Annotated in this window: 18 protein-coding genes and 1 pseudogene; 3 read left to right on the forward strand and 16 right to left on the reverse strand. The window is 69.4% G+C overall.

Translation table 11 applies throughout. The features are described from left to right. Positions 1–20: 20 nt before the first annotated feature. A complete protein-coding gene (locus tag SLQ33_RS33265; protein ID WP_319458202.1) occupies positions 21–329 on the reverse strand; it encodes a DUF3263 domain-containing protein in 309 nt (102 codons plus the stop codon). 122 nt (positions 330–451) lie between these two features. Here SLQ33_RS33265 and SLQ33_RS33270 point away from each other — a divergent pair, with 122 nt between their 5' ends. The 3 genes from SLQ33_RS33270 to SLQ33_RS33280 are packed head-to-tail and all read left to right on the forward strand — an operon-like array spanning position 452 to position 2,742. Then, complete coding sequence (locus SLQ33_RS33270; RefSeq protein ID WP_319458203.1) at positions 452–1,045, forward strand: peptide deformylase; 594 nt, start codon at positions 452–454, stop codon at positions 1,043–1,045. Further along, on the forward strand, positions 1,045–1,938 hold the full coding sequence (locus SLQ33_RS33275) for a GNAT family N-acetyltransferase (protein ID WP_319458204.1): 894 nt from the start codon (positions 1,045–1,047) through the stop codon (positions 1,936–1,938). Before SLQ33_RS33270 ends, SLQ33_RS33275 begins: the two co-directional genes overlap by 1 nt. 3 nt (positions 1,939–1,941) lie before the next feature. Continuing rightward, positions 1,942–2,742: an exodeoxyribonuclease III gene (locus tag SLQ33_RS33280; protein WP_319458205.1), complete on the forward strand. Its 801-nt coding sequence runs from the start codon at positions 1,942–1,944 to the stop codon at positions 2,740–2,742. Between the two features lie 43 nt (positions 2,743–2,785). Here the strand turns inward: SLQ33_RS33280 and SLQ33_RS33285 are convergent, their stop codons facing one another. The 15 genes and pseudogenes from SLQ33_RS33285 to SLQ33_RS33355 all read right to left on the reverse strand — a co-directional run. Next, on the reverse strand, positions 2,786–3,049 hold the full coding sequence (locus SLQ33_RS33285; RefSeq protein WP_319458206.1) for a hypothetical protein: 264 nt from the start codon (positions 3,047–3,049) through the stop codon (positions 2,786–2,788). 135 nt (positions 3,050–3,184) lie between these two features. Then, positions 3,185–4,339: a non-hydrolyzing UDP-N-acetylglucosamine 2-epimerase gene (wecB, locus tag SLQ33_RS33290; protein ID WP_319458207.1), complete on the reverse strand. Its 1,155-nt coding sequence runs from the start codon at positions 4,337–4,339 to the stop codon at positions 3,185–3,187. Continuing rightward, positions 4,336–5,409 carry a glycoside hydrolase family 113 gene (locus tag SLQ33_RS33295; RefSeq protein ID WP_319458208.1) on the reverse strand — a complete coding sequence of 358 codons (1,074 nt, stop codon included), beginning with the start codon at positions 5,407–5,409 and terminating at the stop codon, positions 4,336–4,338. The genes wecB and SLQ33_RS33295 overlap by 4 nt, the downstream gene beginning before the upstream one ends. Continuing rightward, positions 5,406–6,323, reverse strand: a complete 918-nt coding sequence (locus tag SLQ33_RS33300) for a glycosyltransferase family 2 protein (RefSeq protein WP_319458209.1) — start codon at positions 6,321–6,323, stop codon at positions 5,406–5,408. Before SLQ33_RS33300 ends, SLQ33_RS33295 begins: the two co-directional genes overlap by 4 nt. Beyond that, positions 6,320–6,907, reverse strand: coding sequence for an acyltransferase (locus tag SLQ33_RS33305; RefSeq protein ID WP_319458210.1), 588 nt, complete (start codon positions 6,905–6,907; stop codon positions 6,320–6,322). Before SLQ33_RS33305 ends, SLQ33_RS33300 begins: the two co-directional genes overlap by 4 nt. Further along, positions 6,904–8,280: an O-antigen ligase family protein gene (locus SLQ33_RS33310; protein ID WP_319458211.1), complete on the reverse strand. Its 1,377-nt coding sequence runs from the start codon at positions 8,278–8,280 to the stop codon at positions 6,904–6,906. The genes SLQ33_RS33305 and SLQ33_RS33310 overlap by 4 nt, the downstream gene beginning before the upstream one ends. A 23-nt stretch (positions 8,281–8,303) precedes the next feature. Next, positions 8,304–9,761: an oligosaccharide flippase family protein gene (locus SLQ33_RS33315; RefSeq protein WP_319458212.1), complete on the reverse strand. Its 1,458-nt coding sequence runs from the start codon at positions 9,759–9,761 to the stop codon at positions 8,304–8,306. Further along, the gene (locus SLQ33_RS33320) at positions 9,758–10,489 is read right to left on the reverse strand and encodes a WecB/TagA/CpsF family glycosyltransferase (RefSeq protein WP_319458213.1); all 732 of its coding nucleotides are present in this window, start codon (positions 10,487–10,489) and stop codon (positions 9,758–9,760) included. Before SLQ33_RS33320 ends, SLQ33_RS33315 begins: the two co-directional genes overlap by 4 nt. 22 nt (positions 10,490–10,511) lie before the next feature. Beyond that, entirely contained in the window at positions 10,512–11,261 is a 750-nt protein-coding gene (locus tag SLQ33_RS33325) for a hypothetical protein (protein ID WP_319458214.1), read from the reverse strand. Beyond that, entirely contained in the window at positions 11,258–12,349 is a 1,092-nt protein-coding gene (locus SLQ33_RS33330) for a glycosyltransferase (RefSeq protein ID WP_319458215.1), read from the reverse strand. The genes SLQ33_RS33325 and SLQ33_RS33330 overlap by 4 nt, the downstream gene beginning before the upstream one ends. Continuing rightward, the gene (locus SLQ33_RS33335) at positions 12,346–13,491 is read right to left on the reverse strand and encodes a hypothetical protein (RefSeq protein WP_319458216.1); all 1,146 of its coding nucleotides are present in this window, start codon (positions 13,489–13,491) and stop codon (positions 12,346–12,348) included. The genes SLQ33_RS33330 and SLQ33_RS33335 overlap by 4 nt, the downstream gene beginning before the upstream one ends. Beyond that, positions 13,488–15,254 carry a hypothetical protein gene (locus tag SLQ33_RS33340; RefSeq protein WP_319458217.1) on the reverse strand — a complete coding sequence of 589 codons (1,767 nt, stop codon included), beginning with the start codon at positions 15,252–15,254 and terminating at the stop codon, positions 13,488–13,490. Before SLQ33_RS33340 ends, SLQ33_RS33335 begins: the two co-directional genes overlap by 4 nt. After that, positions 15,251–16,240: an HTTM domain-containing protein gene (locus SLQ33_RS33345; protein ID WP_319458218.1), complete on the reverse strand. Its 990-nt coding sequence runs from the start codon at positions 16,238–16,240 to the stop codon at positions 15,251–15,253. The genes SLQ33_RS33340 and SLQ33_RS33345 overlap by 4 nt, the downstream gene beginning before the upstream one ends. Next, the gene (locus tag SLQ33_RS33350; protein WP_319458219.1) at positions 16,237–16,782 is read right to left on the reverse strand and encodes a hypothetical protein; all 546 of its coding nucleotides are present in this window, start codon (positions 16,780–16,782) and stop codon (positions 16,237–16,239) included. Before SLQ33_RS33350 ends, SLQ33_RS33345 begins: the two co-directional genes overlap by 4 nt. Then, a pseudogene (locus SLQ33_RS33355) lies at positions 16,770–17,523 on the reverse strand (hypothetical protein); the annotation flags it as partial. The pseudogene SLQ33_RS33355 and the gene SLQ33_RS33350, both read right to left, overlap by 13 nt.

Consider the following 17,523-nt stretch of genomic DNA (forward strand, 5'->3'; position numbering starts at 1 on the left):
CGTCCCGCAGACGGAAAAGCTCAGGTGACGTCGAAGCCCAGTCGTCGGGCGGCCCGCGCCTTCTGCCTGCTCGCCCGCAGCCTGCGCAACCGCTTGACCAGCATCGGGTCGGCTGCGAGCGCCTGCGGGCTGTCGACCAGCGCGTTCAGTACCTGGTAGTAGCGGGTGGCCGACATCGAGAACAGTTCCTTGATGGCGTCCTCTTTGGAACCGGCGTACTTCCACCACTGGCGTTCGAACGCCAAAATGTCGTGTTCGCGACGGGTCAGCCCGTCGGTGAGGGCGGCGTCATCCCCGGATTGCTCAGTCCGCGCCATGGCGCCGTCCATTGCTCCTAGGACCCTCTCCGCGATACGAGACATTCCGGTGCTGTCGGCCAACATTGAACCACGGCGGCGGGAGTTGGGCCGTGATCGTTGCCCGCGAGTCGGCTGACTTAAGCTTGCCAGTTGTGGCCGTCGTACCCATCCGCATCGTGGGAGATCCCGTCCTGCACACCGCGACCAGTCCCGTGCCCGTCGGACCGGACGGTTCGCTGCCGCCCGAGCTTGCCGATTTGATCACAGATCTCTACGAGACGATGGACGCCGCCAACGGGGTCGGGTTGGCCGCCAACCAGATCGGCGTGTCGCAACGCGTGTTCGTCTTCGACTGCGCCGACGAACGGGGCCGCGCCGCGCGGCGACGCGGCGTGGTCGTGAACCCGGTGCTGGAGACCTCCGAAGTCCCCGAGACCATGCCCGACCCCGACGACGACGACGAGGGCTGCCTGTCGGTACCCGGCGAATCGTTCCCGCGGGGGCGGGCCACGTGGGCGCGGGTGACGGGTCTGGACGCCGAAGGCACTCCGGTCGTGCTCGAGGGCAATGGCCTGTTCGCGCGGATGCTGCAGCACGAGACCGGCCACCTGGACGGCTTCCTGTACGTCGACGGCTTGATAGGTCGACATGCCCGGGCGGCGAAGCGGACTGTCAAGGCGAACGGTTGGGGTGTCCCCGGCCTGAGTTGGACGCCGGGCGAGGACCCCGATCCGTTCGGGCACTAATGGATCTCCCGCCGGTCGGTACCAGGGTCAGCCTGCGCTACCGGTTGCCGGCTGGCTCGGTGCCACCGCTCAGCGACGTCGTCGGCCATCTGGTCGAGGTCGACCCGGTACTGCGGGTGCGCACCAAGCGTGGTGTCGTGGTGGACGTCGCCGCCGCCGACGTGATCGCGATCAAGGCCCTGACCGCTGCGCCGGTGCGGACCGGTGACATCCGCAACCTCGAGTATGCGGCGGCGCGGGCCTGGCCCGGCATCGAGCAGCAGTGGGTCGACGGCTGGTGGCTGCGGTACGGCCACGGCAGTACCCGTCGAGCGAATTCCGCTGTCCCACTTGAGGTTCACGGCGACTTGAGTGCGCTGCCCGCAATCATCGACTGGTATGCGGCCCGCGGGACGGCTCCGCTGCTGGTGGCACCGGACCGCTTGTTCCGGGTGCCGGCCGGTGTGCCGGTCGACGGCGAGAACGTGGTCATGACAACGGATTTGGCGATCAACGAGCCGGGGGCGACGGTCGCGATGGCACCGCACCCCGATGAGCGGTGGTTAGGAATCTACGAACGCGACGTTCCCGTCGACGTACTGACGGCGGTCGTCGAGGGCGAGGTGGTGTTCGCGACCCGGGCGGACGCGGCCGTCGGGCGTGCGGCCGTCACGTCAGCACCGGACGGCTCGCGGTGGGCGGGGCTGTCGGCAGTGCACGTCGTCGAGGCGCACCGCCGCGAGGGTCACGCCCGCGCGCTGTGCTCGGCACTGTTGGGCTGGGCCGCGGAGCGTGGGGCCACCCGCGCCTACGTGCAGGTGCTCGCCGACAACGCCCCGGCCATCGGGCTGTACGAGGCGATGGGCTTCACCACCCAGCACCGCGTCCGTTACGTCGACGCCCGTACGCTCTAACCCGTGCGGCTGGCCACCTGGAACGTCAACTCGATCCGCTCCCGCGTCGATCGCGTCACCGACTGGCTGCAGCGCGCCGATGTCGACGTGTTGGCGATGCAAGAGACCAAGTGCACCGACGCGCAGTTCCCAACGATGCCGTTCGCCGCGCTGGGCTACGACGTCGCCCACGTCGGGTTCAACCAGTGGAACGGCGTGGCGATCGCGTCGCGCGTCGGACTCGACGACGTACAGCTCGGGTTCGACGGCCAGCCGGAATGGAGCGACGTCGCCGAGGCCAGGGCGATCGGCGCGACGTGTGGCGGGGTGCGGGTGTGGAGCCTGTACGTTCCCAACGGCCGCACGGTCGAGGACCCGCACTATACGTACAAGCTGGAATGGCTTGCCGCACTGAATGATACGGCGACCGGTTGGCTGGCCGACGACGCGGCGAAGCCGATCGCGCTGGTCGGTGACTGGAACATCGCACCCACCGACGAGGACGTGTGGGACGTCGAGTTCTTCCGCGGCAGCACCCACGTCACCGAGCCGGAGCGGTCCGCGTTCCGATTGATCGAGACTCAGTTCGCCGACGTGGTAAGGCCTTTCACGCCGGGACCCGGGGTGTACACCTACTGGGACTACACGCAACTGCGCTTCCCCAAGAAGCAGGGCATGCGCATCGACTTCATCCTCGGGTCGCCCGGTTTGGCGACGCGGGTCGCCCACGCGGAGATCGTGCGCGACGAACGCAAGCCGGGCAAGAAGGGCACCCCCGCGCCAAGCGACCACGCGCCGGTGATGGTGGAGCTTTCGGACGGGTAGCCGCGGCCCCTTTGTGATTTGCGAACAACGGCACCGTTCGGATTCAGGGGTGCTTGTTGTAGCGCTGCAGGAACGCGACGGCAAAGAATGCCCCGAAGGCAACGCCCGCAACCCATTTCACAAAACCAAGAATCAGCGTCCCCGTGGGCACCTCGACGATGGAGAACGGCGACGCCGCGTAGACCAGCACACTCAGCATGACCAAGCACCACAACGCGATGACGATGCCTGCGATCCCCTGCCAGAGGGCGATGTTGCGGGGGATGCGTTTGGTGTAGTTCTCGATGGGGGCGGGGACGATGTTCATTGTTGGGTTTCCTTTCAGATGCGCTGCCGCGCGCCGCTCTGTGGTCGATGATCATGAACTTGGTAACGAGAGCGTTCACCCGACCGCTTGGGACATTCTTGGAAGCGCGGCCGTTCTGACCAACCAGACGGGCAACTAACTCGCGTGCGGCTTGGCCACGTCGAGCAGACGCGCCAGTGCGATGGCGGTCCGTTGCGCGGCATGCCCGTCGCCGAACGGGTTCGGTCGCGATCCCGGTCCCGCCGCGGTTCGGGTACCGAGCAACCGGCGGGCTTCCCTTGTGATCCGGCTGCGGTCCGTCCCGACCAGCACCGCGCAACCGGCCCGGACCGCCTCCATGCGTTCGGTGCACTCGCGCAATACCAGCACCGGCACGCCGAAACTCGGTGCCTCCTCCTGGATTCCACCGGAATCGCTCAACACCAACGTCGCGCGCTCCAGCAGCCGGACCAGGTCGGGGTAGTCTACCGGCGGCGTCAACAGCACGCGGCGATGTCCGCCCAGCGCGGCACGCACCTCGTCGCGCACGACGGGATTCGGGTGCGTCGGCAGCACGGCGAAGACGTCGGGGTGGGCGTCGATCACGTCGCGGACCGCGGCCAGCACCGCACGCAACGGCGCGCCCCACGACTCGCGGCGGTGCGCGGTGACGAGCATCAGTCGCTGCCCGGCGGACAGCATCGGCTCGACCGCCGCGAGCCCTGGTTCGGTGAATGCCGTCGTCCGGCCCGCCAGGCTCAGCACCGCGTCCACGATGGTGTTTCCCGTGACGTGGATGGACGCTGGCGAGATGCCATCGGCGCGCAGGTTGGTGGCGGCCGCCTCGGTGGGCGCGAGGTGCAGCGTGGCGATCTGGTCGATCATCCGGCGGTTGGCCTCCTCGGGGAAGGGCGCAGTGAGATCGTGGCTGCGCAGTCCGGCCTCGAGATGCACCACCGGAATCTGGCGCCAGAACGCCGCGAGCGCACCGGCCAGCGCGGTGGCGGTGTCGCCTTGCACGAGCACGGCATCGGGCTCGTCGTCGGAGATCAGCCGGTCGAGTCGGTCGATCAGCTGGGCGACGAGTTCGGCCTGGGCGCCGGTGTCGCGGCGCAGTTCGAGCTCGTGATCGGGAACCAGCCCGAAGGCCGCCAGCCCTTGGTGGAACATCGTCGGGTGCTGCCCGGTGGACACCAGTACCGGCCGGATGACGCCGCCGCAGCGCAACACCCTGAACACCGGCGCGATCTTCAGCGCCTCCGGGCGCGTTCCACCCACCAGCCACACCGTCGGACGATCCTCGATGATCACGGTTGCCCACCGACCACCGAGGCACCCGCGGTGGCGCCAAGACCGGTTGCCCACCAACGCATCAACACGTCGGCGGCGAGCTTGCCCCGCACCGAGTGGTCGAGTGCCTGCGGGGTGTCGACGTCGTGTTGGTGCGCGACGGTCCACGTCCACCAGAACACCCCGGCCCACCACGGTTGACCAGTGAACGTGGCCAGCAGCGCCTCGTACGCGGCCGCCTGCTCGTCCTGCGCGGGCACCGTGCTGCGCAGCCCGTCCCACGGCGCCGCCGCCGCGCCCCGCTGGCTCGGAAAGCCCGCCTCGGTGAACAGGATTCGACGGTGGTAGCGGGCGGCCAACGCTTCGAGTTCGTCGCGGCGCACGGCGAGCGCGCGTTCCAACAGTTCGACGTCGGTCGTCGCCGACGGCGCCAGCGACCAGTAGACGTCGATCCCGATGAGGTCGACGGCATCCCAGAACGCCACCGTCTGGTACTCCGTGTGATTGGCGGCGTAGACCAGCTCACCGCGGTACACGGCGCGCACCGCTGCCACCACGTCGAGCCACCGCACCCGGTCGTCGGACAGCGCCTCGAGTTCGGTGCCCACCGCGAACTGCTCGACACCGAGTTCGCTTGCGAGGCCGGCGTAGTCGGTGATGAATGCGCGGTAGGACCGGAACCAGGCCTCGCGGTCGGCAGGGTCGATCAGCGCGCGGTCGGTGCCGTCGGCGACGTCGACGTGTGGCTTGAGCAGCACACGCAGTCCGGCGGCGTGGGCGGCTTCGACGACCGTGCGCAGCTCGCCGTCGGCGACCGTGGCATCGGTCGGGCGCAGTGTGCTCGACGTCCGACTCGACTGGTACCAGGTCGGTACGAGCTGAACCCAGCCTGCCCCCAGGGCCGCCATCTCGTGCAACGCGGGGATGGTGTCGGGATCCCGGTAGCCGTGGCGCTCCCACGTCGGCAGCACCAGTCCGCGCTGCACCTCGGAAGCGGGCGCCGTCGCCGTCGGAAGGGCGGTGTGGGGCGCAGGCGCGATGCCGCAGCCGGCCAGCAGCAGCGTCGCCGCCAGCGCCAGCACCCGCTTCATGACGCATCCTGCAGTGCGGTCCAGTAGGTGAGGTCCCACACCAGACTGAACGCGGACAACGCCGCGCGATCGGCGTGCACCGCGTGCAATGCGCGACCGGCGGCGATGGCGCCCGCTATCGCGTAGCGCCGGGCAAGGGGAGGTGCGGTCACGCGCCGGGCCGCGCGAAGCGCCCAGTGTCGGGTGGCCAACGAGGCCCGAAGGGTCTGCAGCCGAGTCGATTCCGGATCGAGCCGATCCATCAGGACGTCGAAGCGGGCGCTCGCAGCGGGAATGGCGGTCCACGACTGCAACGATCGGTCGCTGTCGTGGACGACGATCGCGCGCGGGTCGAAACCGATCCGACAGCCGAGTCGCGCGAGCCGGTAACCGAGTTCGACGTCTTCCTGCCGAGCGAACCTCCCATCGAACCCGCCGACCGCGAGGAAGTCCCCACGGCGCACGCCGGCGTTGCCGGTGTAGAAGTGCGTCCAGTCCGCGACGGCCCGCCCTTGCTCGATGCGCCGGTACTCGCGCTCCAGCCGGTCGGCGTCCCAATGCGTCCAGGGCGCCAATCGTCGACCCGGCACGGACAGAATCGGCCCAAGCGAGACGACCGGATCGGCCCCCGCCAGCGCGGCCCGGTGGTGGCCGATCAGGGCCGGGTCCGCGACGCAGTCGTCGTCGACGAACACGATGTCCCGGGCGACGGAGGCGGCGACCCCGCGGTTGCGGCTGAGGCCCGGCCCGAGCGAACGCTCGTTGCGCAGGAACCGCACCGCCAGCCCGTCCGGGGCCGCGGCCAGCGGAGTTCGGCTGCCGTCGTCGACGACGATGACGCCGAAGTCGGAGCAGTCCTGGCGCGCCAGCGCACGCAGTGTCGCGGCCAGCCGTTCCGGTCGGTCGCGGGTCGGGATGACGACGTCGAGGGTCACGACGTCCCCCGCGAGAGCCGAGACTCGTTGCGGTCGAACCTTCGCACCACCGTTGCGGGATTGCCGATCACGACGACGCCCGCGGGGACCTCACCGCGCACCACGGCGCCCGCGCCGACGACCGAGTCGTCACCAATGACCGAGCCCTTCGTCACCAATGCGCGGGTGCCGATCCAGACGTTGTCGCCAATGACGATCGGCGCCGCGACCTCCGGCCGGGGAGGCAGGTGCCGTTCGGCCGGTGCGACGTTGTGGAAGTCGTTGTCGAAGATGGCGCAGTCGCTGATCAAACACCAGTCGCCAATCGTGACGACGGTGGTTGCCCCGATCCAGCAGTCGCCGTTGAGCCGGGTACTTTCACCGATGACGACCTCGCCGCCGCCGTCGACCCGGACCGACTGTCTGATCACGCTGTTGGCGCCGATCGACAGCCGCGTGGCGCCGACCAGTCGAAGCCTGCCGGTGATGACCACGCCCGGTCCGGCCTCGAGGCGCCGGTACCGCAACAGGTAATAGCGCCGACAGACCGCGAACCACATCCGGGCGAGCGTCCGCACGGCCGGCCAGTCCAGCGCCGCAGTCATGCCGACACGCCCTCTGAGCTCGAACACGCAACGGCCAGAAGCAGTCCCACCGCAGCGGTGATGCCAAGGACGTTGAAGACGGGGAAGGTGACGCACACCAACAGCAGGGAGAAGAGCGCGGCCTTGCTGCCACGCTGCAGCGCCGCCCAGTCCGCCGCTCCCGCGGCCGGAATGCGGCGCAGCACCCCCGCAACGATCACGCCGACGACGAAGAGCGCGGCGGGCACGCCGATCTTCCACGCCAACCACAGGTATCCGTTGTGCGAGAACGACGTCGTTACGGTGGCGAAGACGTCGCGCTGACCCCACGTGATCGTCGCCCCGAAACCGGATCCCGTGAGCGGTCGCGCGGCGATGGCGTCGAGCACCGCACGGGACTCGACGAGCCGGGACGTGAACGACGTGTCCGTGGCCACCTGCGAGATCGACGCGAACCGCTCCACCGCCGTCCGGGCCACCCCTGGCGAAATCGCCGCCACCGCAACGAGTGCCGCGAACCCGACGCCCGTCCACTTCAAGGCCGCCCGACGCGTGCGCGCTCCGGATGTCATCGCGACGGCGGCACAGCCCACCGCCGTCGCCACCCACAGCGTCCGCTCGAAGGTGAGGATCAGACAGCCGGCGTTGAGCAACAGGATCACCGCGACCAGCCACCGCGACCACGCCCGTTGCAGGTGGCCGGACAGCAGCACCGACCACGCCACGATCACCGCGACGCCGAACGCGTACATCCCGCCCTGAAGCTGGCCGTGTCCCGAGCTGGTCAGGTCGACGCCAGGCCGCACACCCACGTCGCCGGACGTCGTGTACCCCACCGAGAACACCCACTGGGCGAGGCCCCAGACCCCGAGCCCCAGGCCGATGGCCGTCAACGCCGCGAGCAGTCGCCTGCGCGCCGCCGAGTCCTGCAGCAGCGGCAGCGCGAGCAGAAAGGTGCCAACGCCCAACACCATTCGCCGGGCCTCGTGTCCGGCCCCGCTCACCGCAGCACCGAGCAGAAGCCCCCACACCAGCGCGACGCTGAAGACAACGCCGACCGTCATGCCGGCCAGCAGCGGACGATCCACCCGCAACCGCCGACGCGCGAGCAGCCAACCCACCCGCAGCAGCCCGAGCAACATCAGCACGTCCACCACCAACAGCCCCGGCCGGTCGCGGCCGCCGATTACCGCGAACGCGTCCTGCACGTCGAATGGCACCAGTACGGTGACGGCGACGATCACCACCAAGGCGGCCTCGGGCGCCGCGAATGCGAGCGGGATCAACGTCAGCGCAGCGACGGCCGCCTTGGGGGCGACGGGCAGCAGTACGCCGAAGGCCAGCGCAGCTGCGCACGCAGCCACGACGTATCCACCGGGTCGAACCCGGGCCATCGGCGACGCAACCGTATCCGAGCTCACGCTCGTCGCTCCCGGAGCACCCGCCGTACCAGCAGCGGCGCGCACGTCGCCAACCCAATCATCGCGGCGACGCTGGCGGCGACGGAATCGGTTGCACCACAGCTAGAGAGGGCGACGATGGCCAGCCCGGTGACGACGAGCTGCACGACGAGCAAGACCACCACCGGACGCAGCCCACGCCACAACGCACCTGCCGACGTGCCCGCCCGGCGCGCACCTGCGGTGGCGTAGAGCACGGCGTAGGGCACGAATACCAGCAGTTGCGCCCATGCGGCGCCGCGGATTCCGTCAATCGACACCAACACCGCCAGCGCGGCGAGCGTGGCCACGCATCGGGCGACCATCACCTTGGCTCGAAACTCGATGTGCCCGTTGCCAGACAAGGTCTCGCCGATGCAGTTGACGACGGCGTGCCCAACGCCGACGATCAACAACAGCTGGAAGGGCACGATCATCGGGCGCCACTGCTCGCCGAGCACGGCGGGCAGCACCAGCGGCGCCAGCAGCACGCCGACGGGCACCAGCGGCAGGAACAACGTCGACATCAGCCGTACCGACTGCTCGGTGCGGGCGCGGTTGGTCTCCGGAGCCAGCGCCGATGCGGCGAAGAGCACCTTGCCCAGTTGTTCGGAGATGTGGGTCGACGGCGCCATCGCGATGGTGAACGCCAGCGCGTAGAGCCCGACCCACGCTGCGTCGCTGGAGTTTCCGATCACCAGATAGTCGAGGTTGGCGGTGATCATCAACGCGACGCCGAAGAGAAAGAACCACCGTTGCGAGTTCGGCGCGGCCTGCGACGGCGCTACCTGGGCCGGCTGCGCACGGTGTTCGCGCCAGGCGTCCAGGCACAGCACCGGCGTGAGCAGCGCCAGCAGGCCGAACGCCAACAGCAGTCTGGTCACCAGGGCCCACACCCCGAACCCTGCCACCGCCATCGCTACCGCGGCGACGGCCGACACCACGTTCGCCGCCGCGTTCACCCCGGCGAGTCGGCGGAACTTCATCGACTTCTGCAGTAGCGCAATGGGAACCACCGCGACTGCGTGCAACGGCAGGCACAATGCCAGTGCTGCGACCGCAGCGGCGTCACCGCCGCTGGCAAACCGGTCGACGAGCACACCAGCGGTCGCCGCCATGATCACGGCGAGCACGGTGGCCACGAGCAGGCAGCGCCGGAAGGTGGCGATCAGGTCGGCGCGCGTCAACCGCGCCCGGACGATGATCCCGCCAAGCGCCCCCTGGTCGACGAACAGCACCGCCACGTAGACGATCGCCGTGCCCACCGCCATGGTGCCGAAGCTCGCGGGCGCCAGCCAACGTGCGAGCAGGATCAGCGATCCGTACGCGAACGTTTGTGCCAGCAGATGACTTCCGACCATCCAGCCCGCCGAGTGGAGCAACCCGCGAGCAGCGGGCCTCACTTCGGTCGGAGTCTCCTCGGACACGTCGCTCACGGCCGCCGCCACCGCACCCGCAGCGCCGACACTCCGAGCCGCGCGGCGATCGGCATGCCCTGGACGAGGTACCGCCGCCACACACCGGGTTGGCGGGTCAACCGCCACGCCCATTCCAGACAGAGCCGCTGCAGCCAGCGCGGCGGACGGGAGCGGTCGCCATTGATCAGTTCGAACGCCGAGCCCACCCCGACGAACCACGTCGCGGGCAAGGCGCGGCTGAGCTCGCCCATCACCGCCACTTGGGTACCGAACGGCAGTCCGATGAAGACGAGGTCGGGTTTCGCCTCGACGACGACGCGCGCTAGTTCGGCGAGTTCGGCCGCCTCGGTCTCCGGCCGGACGAAACACGGGTGGGTCTGCACCTTGAGGTTCGGCAGCCGATCGGTGAGCCGGTCGGCGGCCCGGGCGGCGTCGCCAGGAAGCCCCCCGGCGAGCAGCACGGCCAGCCCGGCATCGGCCGCACCTTCACAGAGCGCCCACAGCAGGTCCGTACCGGTGATCTGCTCGGGCACCGGTGTGCGCTGCAGCCATAGCGCAACGACGAGCGGCATTCCATCGACGACCCGCAGATCGGTGTGCTCGAAGACGGCACGCAGGTGCTCCGAGGCGAGGAACTGCCGAAGGATGTCGACGTTCGGGGTCAGCACCGTCCCACCGCGCCCGACCGCGATACTGGCGCAAACGATGTCGACCGCCTCGTCGCGGGTCACTGCGTCGATGGGCATGGTCATCAGAGTCGGCACAGTGTCATTCCTCCCCGTCGGGCGCGGGGTCGACCGGCCTGCGGCGAAGTCGCGCCATCCCGATGGCGCACAGCACGCCGACGAAGAGCCCGCCTAGGGCCGCGGCGGCGAGCACCGCGGCGACGGGCATTCGACCGTCGGCGATCGCCGTTCCGGTCGAGTCGATGCGCAGGGTTGGGTCGGCGCCGGATTGACGGATGATCGTCAACGTCTGCAGCCGACCCGAGGCCTCGCCGCTGTTGGGGTCGGTCGACGTGGTCGCGGCGAGGGCCGCGATACGCGTGTCCAACTCGGCGGAGATCGTCTTCCAGCGGTCGGCGAGGGCGGCCTCGGCGAAGCCCGCGGACACCTCCTCCGCCTGCTTCGGATCTGCGGAACGCGCTTGCACCTCAACGATGTTCGACTCCGGAAGCACGGACACCGTGACCGCTGCGTCAACCGACGCGGCCGTCCAGTCGCCGCCGAGCGCTGCGGCCGCCACCCCGGCCTGCCGCGGCGTGTCCAGCAGCGCCGCCACCGTCGTCGCGGTGCTCTTGGCGTCGCCTGCGTCGCGGATCAGGCTGGTGCCAAGGAAGGTTTCGTCCCACTGGGCCAGCGGGATCACCACCAGTTGGGTCGACGCGGTATAGCTGGGTGTCTGCTGGCTGACGCTCCAGGCCGCGGCGCCGATCGCAAGCACCACGGGCAGCAGGATCAGCGGCCACCACCTGAGCACGTCGCGAAGCCCGACCGCCGGGGTACGGTGCGCGGTCACGGCTGGAACCCGTAGGCGCGCAGGTGCACGGCGATGGCCTCGTCGTCCTCGGCATCGAGGTCGAGGTCGGGCCGTCGCGCGCCGTCCGACAGCGCGAGCTGGATGGCCCGGCTCAGGTCGTCGGCGTCACCGGCGGCGAACGTCTCCGACGCCAACTCCCCCATGCCGCCGACGTCGGCGGCGACGGTCGGAGTGCGCAGCCGGCGGGCCACCGCGAGCACGCCACTCTGGCTTGCCAATTCGGAAGGCACCACGACGAGATCGGCCGCTGCGATGGCGGCGGTGAACTCGATGAGGTCGACGAACTCCAGTCGGGTCGCGACGTCGAGGTCGTAGGCGCGGGCGAGGTCGTCACATCTGGCCCAGCCGCCGCGATCGGGCCCCACGACGGCGAGCCGCCGACCCGGAGGCCACCCTCGGGCGCTCTCGACGAGGACGTCGAGCCGCTTCTCGGGGCGGATGAAGCCGGCGAACAGCACCACCCGTTCGGCCTCATCGGCGTGCCACTCCCGGCGCCATTGCATCCGCTGGTGTTCCGTCGGCCGCTCGACCAACTGCACCAACGGCGAAACATGGATCGGTGCAACGGGTCCCAGGACATTCCGCAGCCGTCGCTCGTCGGCGCGGCTGTGCACGATGATCGCCTTCGGCACGCGGTAGGCGCGTCGCAGCAGCGCTTCGTCGAGCAGCCCGCGACGCGAGAAGACGTCATGCGGCGAGTAGACGACCCGATGCCCGGCGCGCCGGGCCCGGCTGAGTGCGAGCAGATTGACCGCACCCGTCGCGGCGACACCCTGGACGTGCAGCACGCCGGGTGGGGTGCGGGCGAGGTGCGGCAGCGTCCGGGTGACGAGCCGGCGGGCGATGGTCCCCCGACGGGCCGCGGACCCGAGCCGGCTGCCGTCGGATGGCCGTGGCCACCAGGAGCACGTGCACACCTCGATGTCGGGAATCAGCACGCCCTCATGCTCGACGCTGGTGTGCAGCACCACTTCCCGTCCCGCACCGTGCAGCGCCTGCGCGAGTCGGCAGGTGTGCTGAAACACCCCGCCGTAACCAGAAGGCTCGAACAGGTGGATCACGGTCACACCAACAGTTCGTATCCGGCCTCGATGGCCCGGAGGTCGGCGCCGCGCCGCGAATACAGGTAGAGCGCCTGATGCGCGAACATCGCACACCACGTGTTGGAGATGTCCTGATGCCTGGCGAACCGCACCCCGCCGTCGGGTCGGACGAGCCCGATGAGTGCGTCCGCGAGCAGGTCCAACCGGCGTGTCCACTCCTCACCGACGAGTCGGCCGCGGCCGCGCAGCAGCATGCCCGCGCGTAGAGCCTGGGCCAGCACGTCGGAGCGCACGATGCCGCCGCCGATGGCCTCTGGCAGCGTACCGTCGTTGTCCTGCAACGACATCAAGCGGGTGTAAAACGCTTCGGCGTCGTCGAGCAGCACGCTCGACCGGTCGCGACCGGCGAGCACCAGCATCCCCTCCACGCCGTAGAGCAGGGCGTGCAACTCCTGGCAGGGCCAGCCGTCGGTCCGCAGCACGGCCGACCAATGCCTGCAGGTGCGCCGCGCCACCGCCGTCAGCCCTCGGCCGCTCGCGGACTCCGGAACCCGCAGCACGGCGGCAGCGGCCTTCAAGTGGTGCGGGCCCGGCCGGGTCGACCACCGCGCGGGAAGCGCCCCGGAATCCGGAACCGTCTCGTGGGAGCGCATCACGTTCGCCCCCGCCGAGATCCGCTCGAGTTGCGCGCACAATCGGTTGACGGTGCGCCGCCGGGTGCGCCGGCCGGGAAGCCCTCGGGCGCAGGACAACCCGCGAGCAGCCATCGCCAGATCGAAGGTGAACACCGCATCGTTCCGCCAGTCCGCGGGCGCACCCGACAGATACAGCCGGGTCGGTGGCACGGGGTTCCTGGCCAGCAACTCGACGATCCAGTCCGCAGCGAGTTGCGCTTGGACGCGGGCGGTTTCGGCGTTGTGCGGCGAGCAGGCCGCACCGGACGCCAGCCACGCCATGGCGGTGAGGTAGTAACCCGCAATCTCGAGATAGACGAAGTCGGGTTCGCCCTCGGCGTTGAGCCAGCCAGCCACCGCGCCCCGGTGGGCCCCGTCGACGAGCTGAACGTCGCTGTGCAGCAACCAACTCTCGATCCGCACGACGGCTTCCGGCGCGATGGACGGTGCATCGGAGCCTGTGCTCGTCCGCTCGGGTAGCAGCTCTGTCATGTCCTCCCCCTCGATTCAGGCCTGGTCAACGGTGACGGGGCGGGTACGCGGTCTCGAAACGGCGTGGGCCGCAGCACGTCCCCGCACGACCAGACCGGCGGTGAGTTCCGCGGGTACCTGGTGTTGAGCAGGGCCCACGAGTCGCGCCCCCACTTTCGAGCGGTTGCGAACGTGCCGCGATCGGTCACCGCGTCGCGGCGCACCCAGTCGCCGCCGCCGGGGGCGCCGGCGAAGATCAACACGTAGTCGCGGCTCATGCGCGGGTCGCGGGCCAACCCCAGCTGGTCGCGCTCCGCCCAGCCGTCGAAGATCTTGATGAACGTCGGCCGGACCTCGCCGAAGACGTGGTCGCGGAGGCCGGGCATGTCGTGGTCCTGCCAGAACCGGGCGATCCGGCGGTCACCGAGCCCGGACAGGTCGACGAAGCGCAACCTGCTCACCAGTGACGTGCCGCCGCCGTCCACTGCGAGCAGCGACCCATCGCGGACTCCGATGATGTCGGCGTAGCCGTTGAACAGATATCCGGCGTTCTGCGCGACGTTGCACACACCCACCGTGGGCTCGACGCGGAAGGCCTTCTCCGAAGCCCACAGTCCGCTCAAGCTCGACGCCGCGGCCACGGTGACGAGCAATGCGACGAGCGCCTTGGTCCGCGTCGAGGCGCCGGGAATCACCGCGACGGCGGCCACGCTCGACGCGATCGCGGCGAGTGGCCACACCGGCGTCGCGAAGCGGAACTGCATCATCCAATCCGGTTGCAGTAGCGCGAAACTCGCGAGCGCGAGCCCCAGCGGCACTAACACCATCGCCACCGCGGTGCGGGTGGGCGAGCGATGGATCAGCGCGACCGTGATGACCGCGACGCCGAGAAGTACCGTGAGCCAGCCGACGTAGCCGACGAGCACGGCGGGCCGGTTGAGGTCGCCGAGGCTTGGCCAGGCCTGCTGCTTGGCCCGCGCGGTGTTCGGCAGGTAGTCGTCGAACACGAAGAGCCGCCAGAGCAGGTAGACACCCACCGGGGCGGCGAATGCGGCCACCGCGATGCCGGACGCGCGCAACGCCTCCCGTGCCGTCGAGCGGTTGACGGTCAGGACCGCGGCCAGCGGAAGTGCGGCGACGTAGATGATTCCGTCGGGACGGGTCAGTGCCGCCAATGCCGCCAGCGCGCCCACGCCGACGGCAGTGCCCATGGTGAGCAGCCTGCCCGCGACCGCCGCGCGGACCAGCACCGCCGCCAACGCCACGACCGCCAGCGCGAACAACCCGTTCTCCAGGCCGCTGCTCGTCCAGATGACGAATGACGGCACCATCGCCGTGAGCAGGCCTGCGACGATGGTGACGGCGACCGGGCGCCGAGTCACCGCGGCGGCGATGGCGAACATCGCCGCGAAGATGCCGAAACAGCACAGCAGCCCAACGAGTTTGGGAAAGGCGATGATGTCGGGCGTCCCGAACCAGGCCCCGTGGTCGAAGAGGCGCAGCCAGCGGCCCACGGCGAGGATCGCCACCCAGGCCGGGTTCGAGTAACCCTCGACCGGGTCGGCGCCGGGTTGCAGTACCGGACCGGCACCCGAGGTCAGCGATCGTGCGTAGGCGAAGCTGAGGCCGGCATCGTCGACGATCCACTGCCCGTAGTAGGCCGAGTGCATGGCGGTGACCACGGTGGGCACGCCCGCGGCGACGACCCAGCGGCGCCTGCGCTGGGGTGTCGGAGCGGGCGACGAGTCGGCCTCTTCCGCAAGTGTTGGTGACAGCGTGATCACGAGCTCGCCTTCTCGACGGACGCCAGTGGCGGCTGCGGCTCGACGACCTCGTGCTTCTTCGGGCGGGGCGTCGTGAACCGCTGTGAGACAACAGACCTCAGCGCATCGACACGACGGCGCACGGCATCCGGCGGTACGAACGCGAGGTACAGCAGGAACATCGCGGGGGTGAAGAAGCCGACGGCGATGGTGACCAAGATGATCGTGTGCAGGACCAGTCCAGCGATGAGGACGACGCGCCGGCAACGCCGGTTCCACACCAGGATGCCGATCAACAACTCACCCACCAGGGTTCCCCAGGTGGCGACGTTCATGATCACGGCGTTGGTGGCGATCCACTGTGGGGCGGGGATTATCAGCATGTCCTGCAGCCGCATCGCATAGGACAGCGCGGTGCCCTCCGGCCACTTCTCGCCGGTCATCCTGATGGAGAAGGTGGCGACGTAGATCAGCGTGAATTGCACCTGCATCAACCGGATCGGCCAACGCGCCCGGTCCTGCGCCGACCAGAAAGAGCCGGTACTGCGTCGCTGATCCATCGACAGCGCGGCGCCACACGGGGCGAGCGCAAGCAGCAAGGCTTCTACGCGAACGAGGTTGTCGCCTGAGTTGAAGATGTAGGGACACCGCAGTTCGAAGGACATCACCAGCACGAAGACGAGGAACGCGGCCACCCTGCTGTGCAGGCCGATGGTCATGGCGAACGCGGCGATCAGAAGCACCGCCCAACCGACCATGACGGCGTCGTCACTGGTCCAGATGCCGAACACGCCCCACTCGTATCGACTGAGCGGCTGGTGCGGGACGACGCCCGTCGACGAGAAGAAGTCGTTGAGGTCCGGCAGCAGCGAGACCGTCCACGCCATCACGATGGCCCCGAACGCGATCCGGATCGCGCCGAGCGTGTAGGCGGGCTCCGGGCGGAACCAGAAGTCGTTCCAGCCGTTCGCGATACGTGCCACGCGCGACGGAGCCGGGTCGTTCACTTCGGTCTCCCGAGCGCTTCGTCGTAGAGCGGTTTCACGGTGACGGTGCGCGGGCCTGGCCGACCCGGTGGGGGCAGAAGTTCGGTGCGCAGCAGAATCTGCACGTGAATCGGGTGGTCGGCGGGATCGGTGAGTTCGCGGACCGCCCAACGAGCGACCCCTCTGCGGCTGGCCGGTTGGCGAACGAGCTGCTCCTTGAGCTTCTGCCAGTGGTACCAGCGGAACGGTCCGACCACCAGATCACCGCGCTGCCACGTCCAGACCCGGTCGGGCCCGTCGGCGAGCCGCACCCGCACCTGCACGCTCTCCAAGGCGGAGATCGGTTCGGGCGCGTACATGCTCCACTTCTGATCGAGTCCGGCCGACGAGGCAATCGGCCGCAGTGTGGGTTGAATCGCGCGTTTGAGCTGAGAGTCGGGCAGGTTCCACACGATCCCGATGCCGACCACCAGGAAGATCACCACGGAGAGCGTGGCGCGACCTGCGGAGGACTGTTCGAATCGCCGACCCAGTTCCGGCAGCGCGCCGCCTAGCCGAACCATCCGCCGCTGCGACCCGTGACGAACGTGAACCATCCACTGCCACCGCCACCGCCACCGGTGAGCCCGGCACCGCCGCCTCCGCCGCCCGAGAGTCCGAGCAGCCCGAGGAACGACGTGATCAGGCCGCCGATGAAGGTCACCGCACCGGAGAACACCGAGGCGAAGAAGCCGAGGATGCCGCCCGGGTTGCTGCCTCCGCCTGCGGGATCGGTGCCGTTGTACACCTCTTCACCGTCGGAGACGCCGTCGCCATCGCTGTCGGCGTTGTTCGGATCGGTTCCGTAATAGTCGGTTTCGTCGTCGTCGTACAACCCGTCGCCATCGGTGTCCGGCCGCGGATCACCCGAGGTGCCGCTCGAACCGCTCGTCCCGCTCGACGTGGTGCCGCTCGAACCGCTGCTCGTCCCACTGCTACCCGAAGTCGTGCCGCTCGAACCGGTGCCACCATCACTGGGATCGGTCCCGTTGAACACCTCTTCGCCATCCGGAACGCCGTCGCCGTCACTGTCCGCCACATTCGGATCGGTTCCGTAGTAGTCGGTCTCGTCGTCGTCGTACAACCCGTCGCCATCGGTGTCCGGCCGCGGATCACCCGTGCTGGTGCCACTGGACTGACCGCTGCTGCCCGACGTCGTGCCGCTCGAACCGCTGCTCGTCCCACTGCTACCCGACGTCGTGCCGCTCGAATTCGTGCCGCTCGAACCGGTGCCACCATCACCGGGATCGGTCCCGTTGAACACC

The sequence above is a fragment of the Mycobacterium sp. RTGN6 genome, from assembly GCF_033804605.1.
Lineage (GTDB): Bacteria > Actinomycetota > Actinomycetes > Mycobacteriales > Mycobacteriaceae > Mycobacterium.

Bases quoted from the DNA above. Each gene is read 5' to 3' on its own strand.
- SLQ33_RS33350 (WP_319458219.1), bottom strand. From the start codon at position 16,782: ATGGTTCGGCTAGGCGGCGCGCTGCCGGAACTGGGTCGGCGATTCGAA.
- SLQ33_RS33275 (WP_319458204.1), top strand. From the start codon at position 1,045: ATGGATCTCCCGCCGGTCGGTACCAGGGTCAGCCTGCGCTACCGGTTG.
- SLQ33_RS33265 (WP_319458202.1), bottom strand. From the start codon at position 329: ATGGACGGCGCCATGGCGCGGACTGAGCAATCCGGGGATGACGCCGCC.
- SLQ33_RS33285 (WP_319458206.1), bottom strand. From the start codon at position 3,049: ATGAACATCGTCCCCGCCCCCATCGAGAACTACACCAAACGCATCCCC.
- SLQ33_RS33335 (WP_319458216.1), bottom strand. From the start codon at position 13,491: ATGACAGAGCTGCTACCCGAGCGGACGAGCACAGGCTCCGATGCACCG.
- SLQ33_RS33305 (WP_319458210.1), bottom strand. From the start codon at position 6,907: ATGACTGCGGCGCTGGACTGGCCGGCCGTGCGGACGCTCGCCCGGATG.
- SLQ33_RS33320 (WP_319458213.1), bottom strand. From the start codon at position 10,489: ATGCCCATCGACGCAGTGACCCGCGACGAGGCGGTCGACATCGTTTGC.
- SLQ33_RS33310 (WP_319458211.1), bottom strand. From the start codon at position 8,280: ATGGCCCGGGTTCGACCCGGTGGATACGTCGTGGCTGCGTGCGCAGCT.
- SLQ33_RS33295 (WP_319458208.1), bottom strand. From the start codon at position 5,409: ATGAAGCGGGTGCTGGCGCTGGCGGCGACGCTGCTGCTGGCCGGCTGC.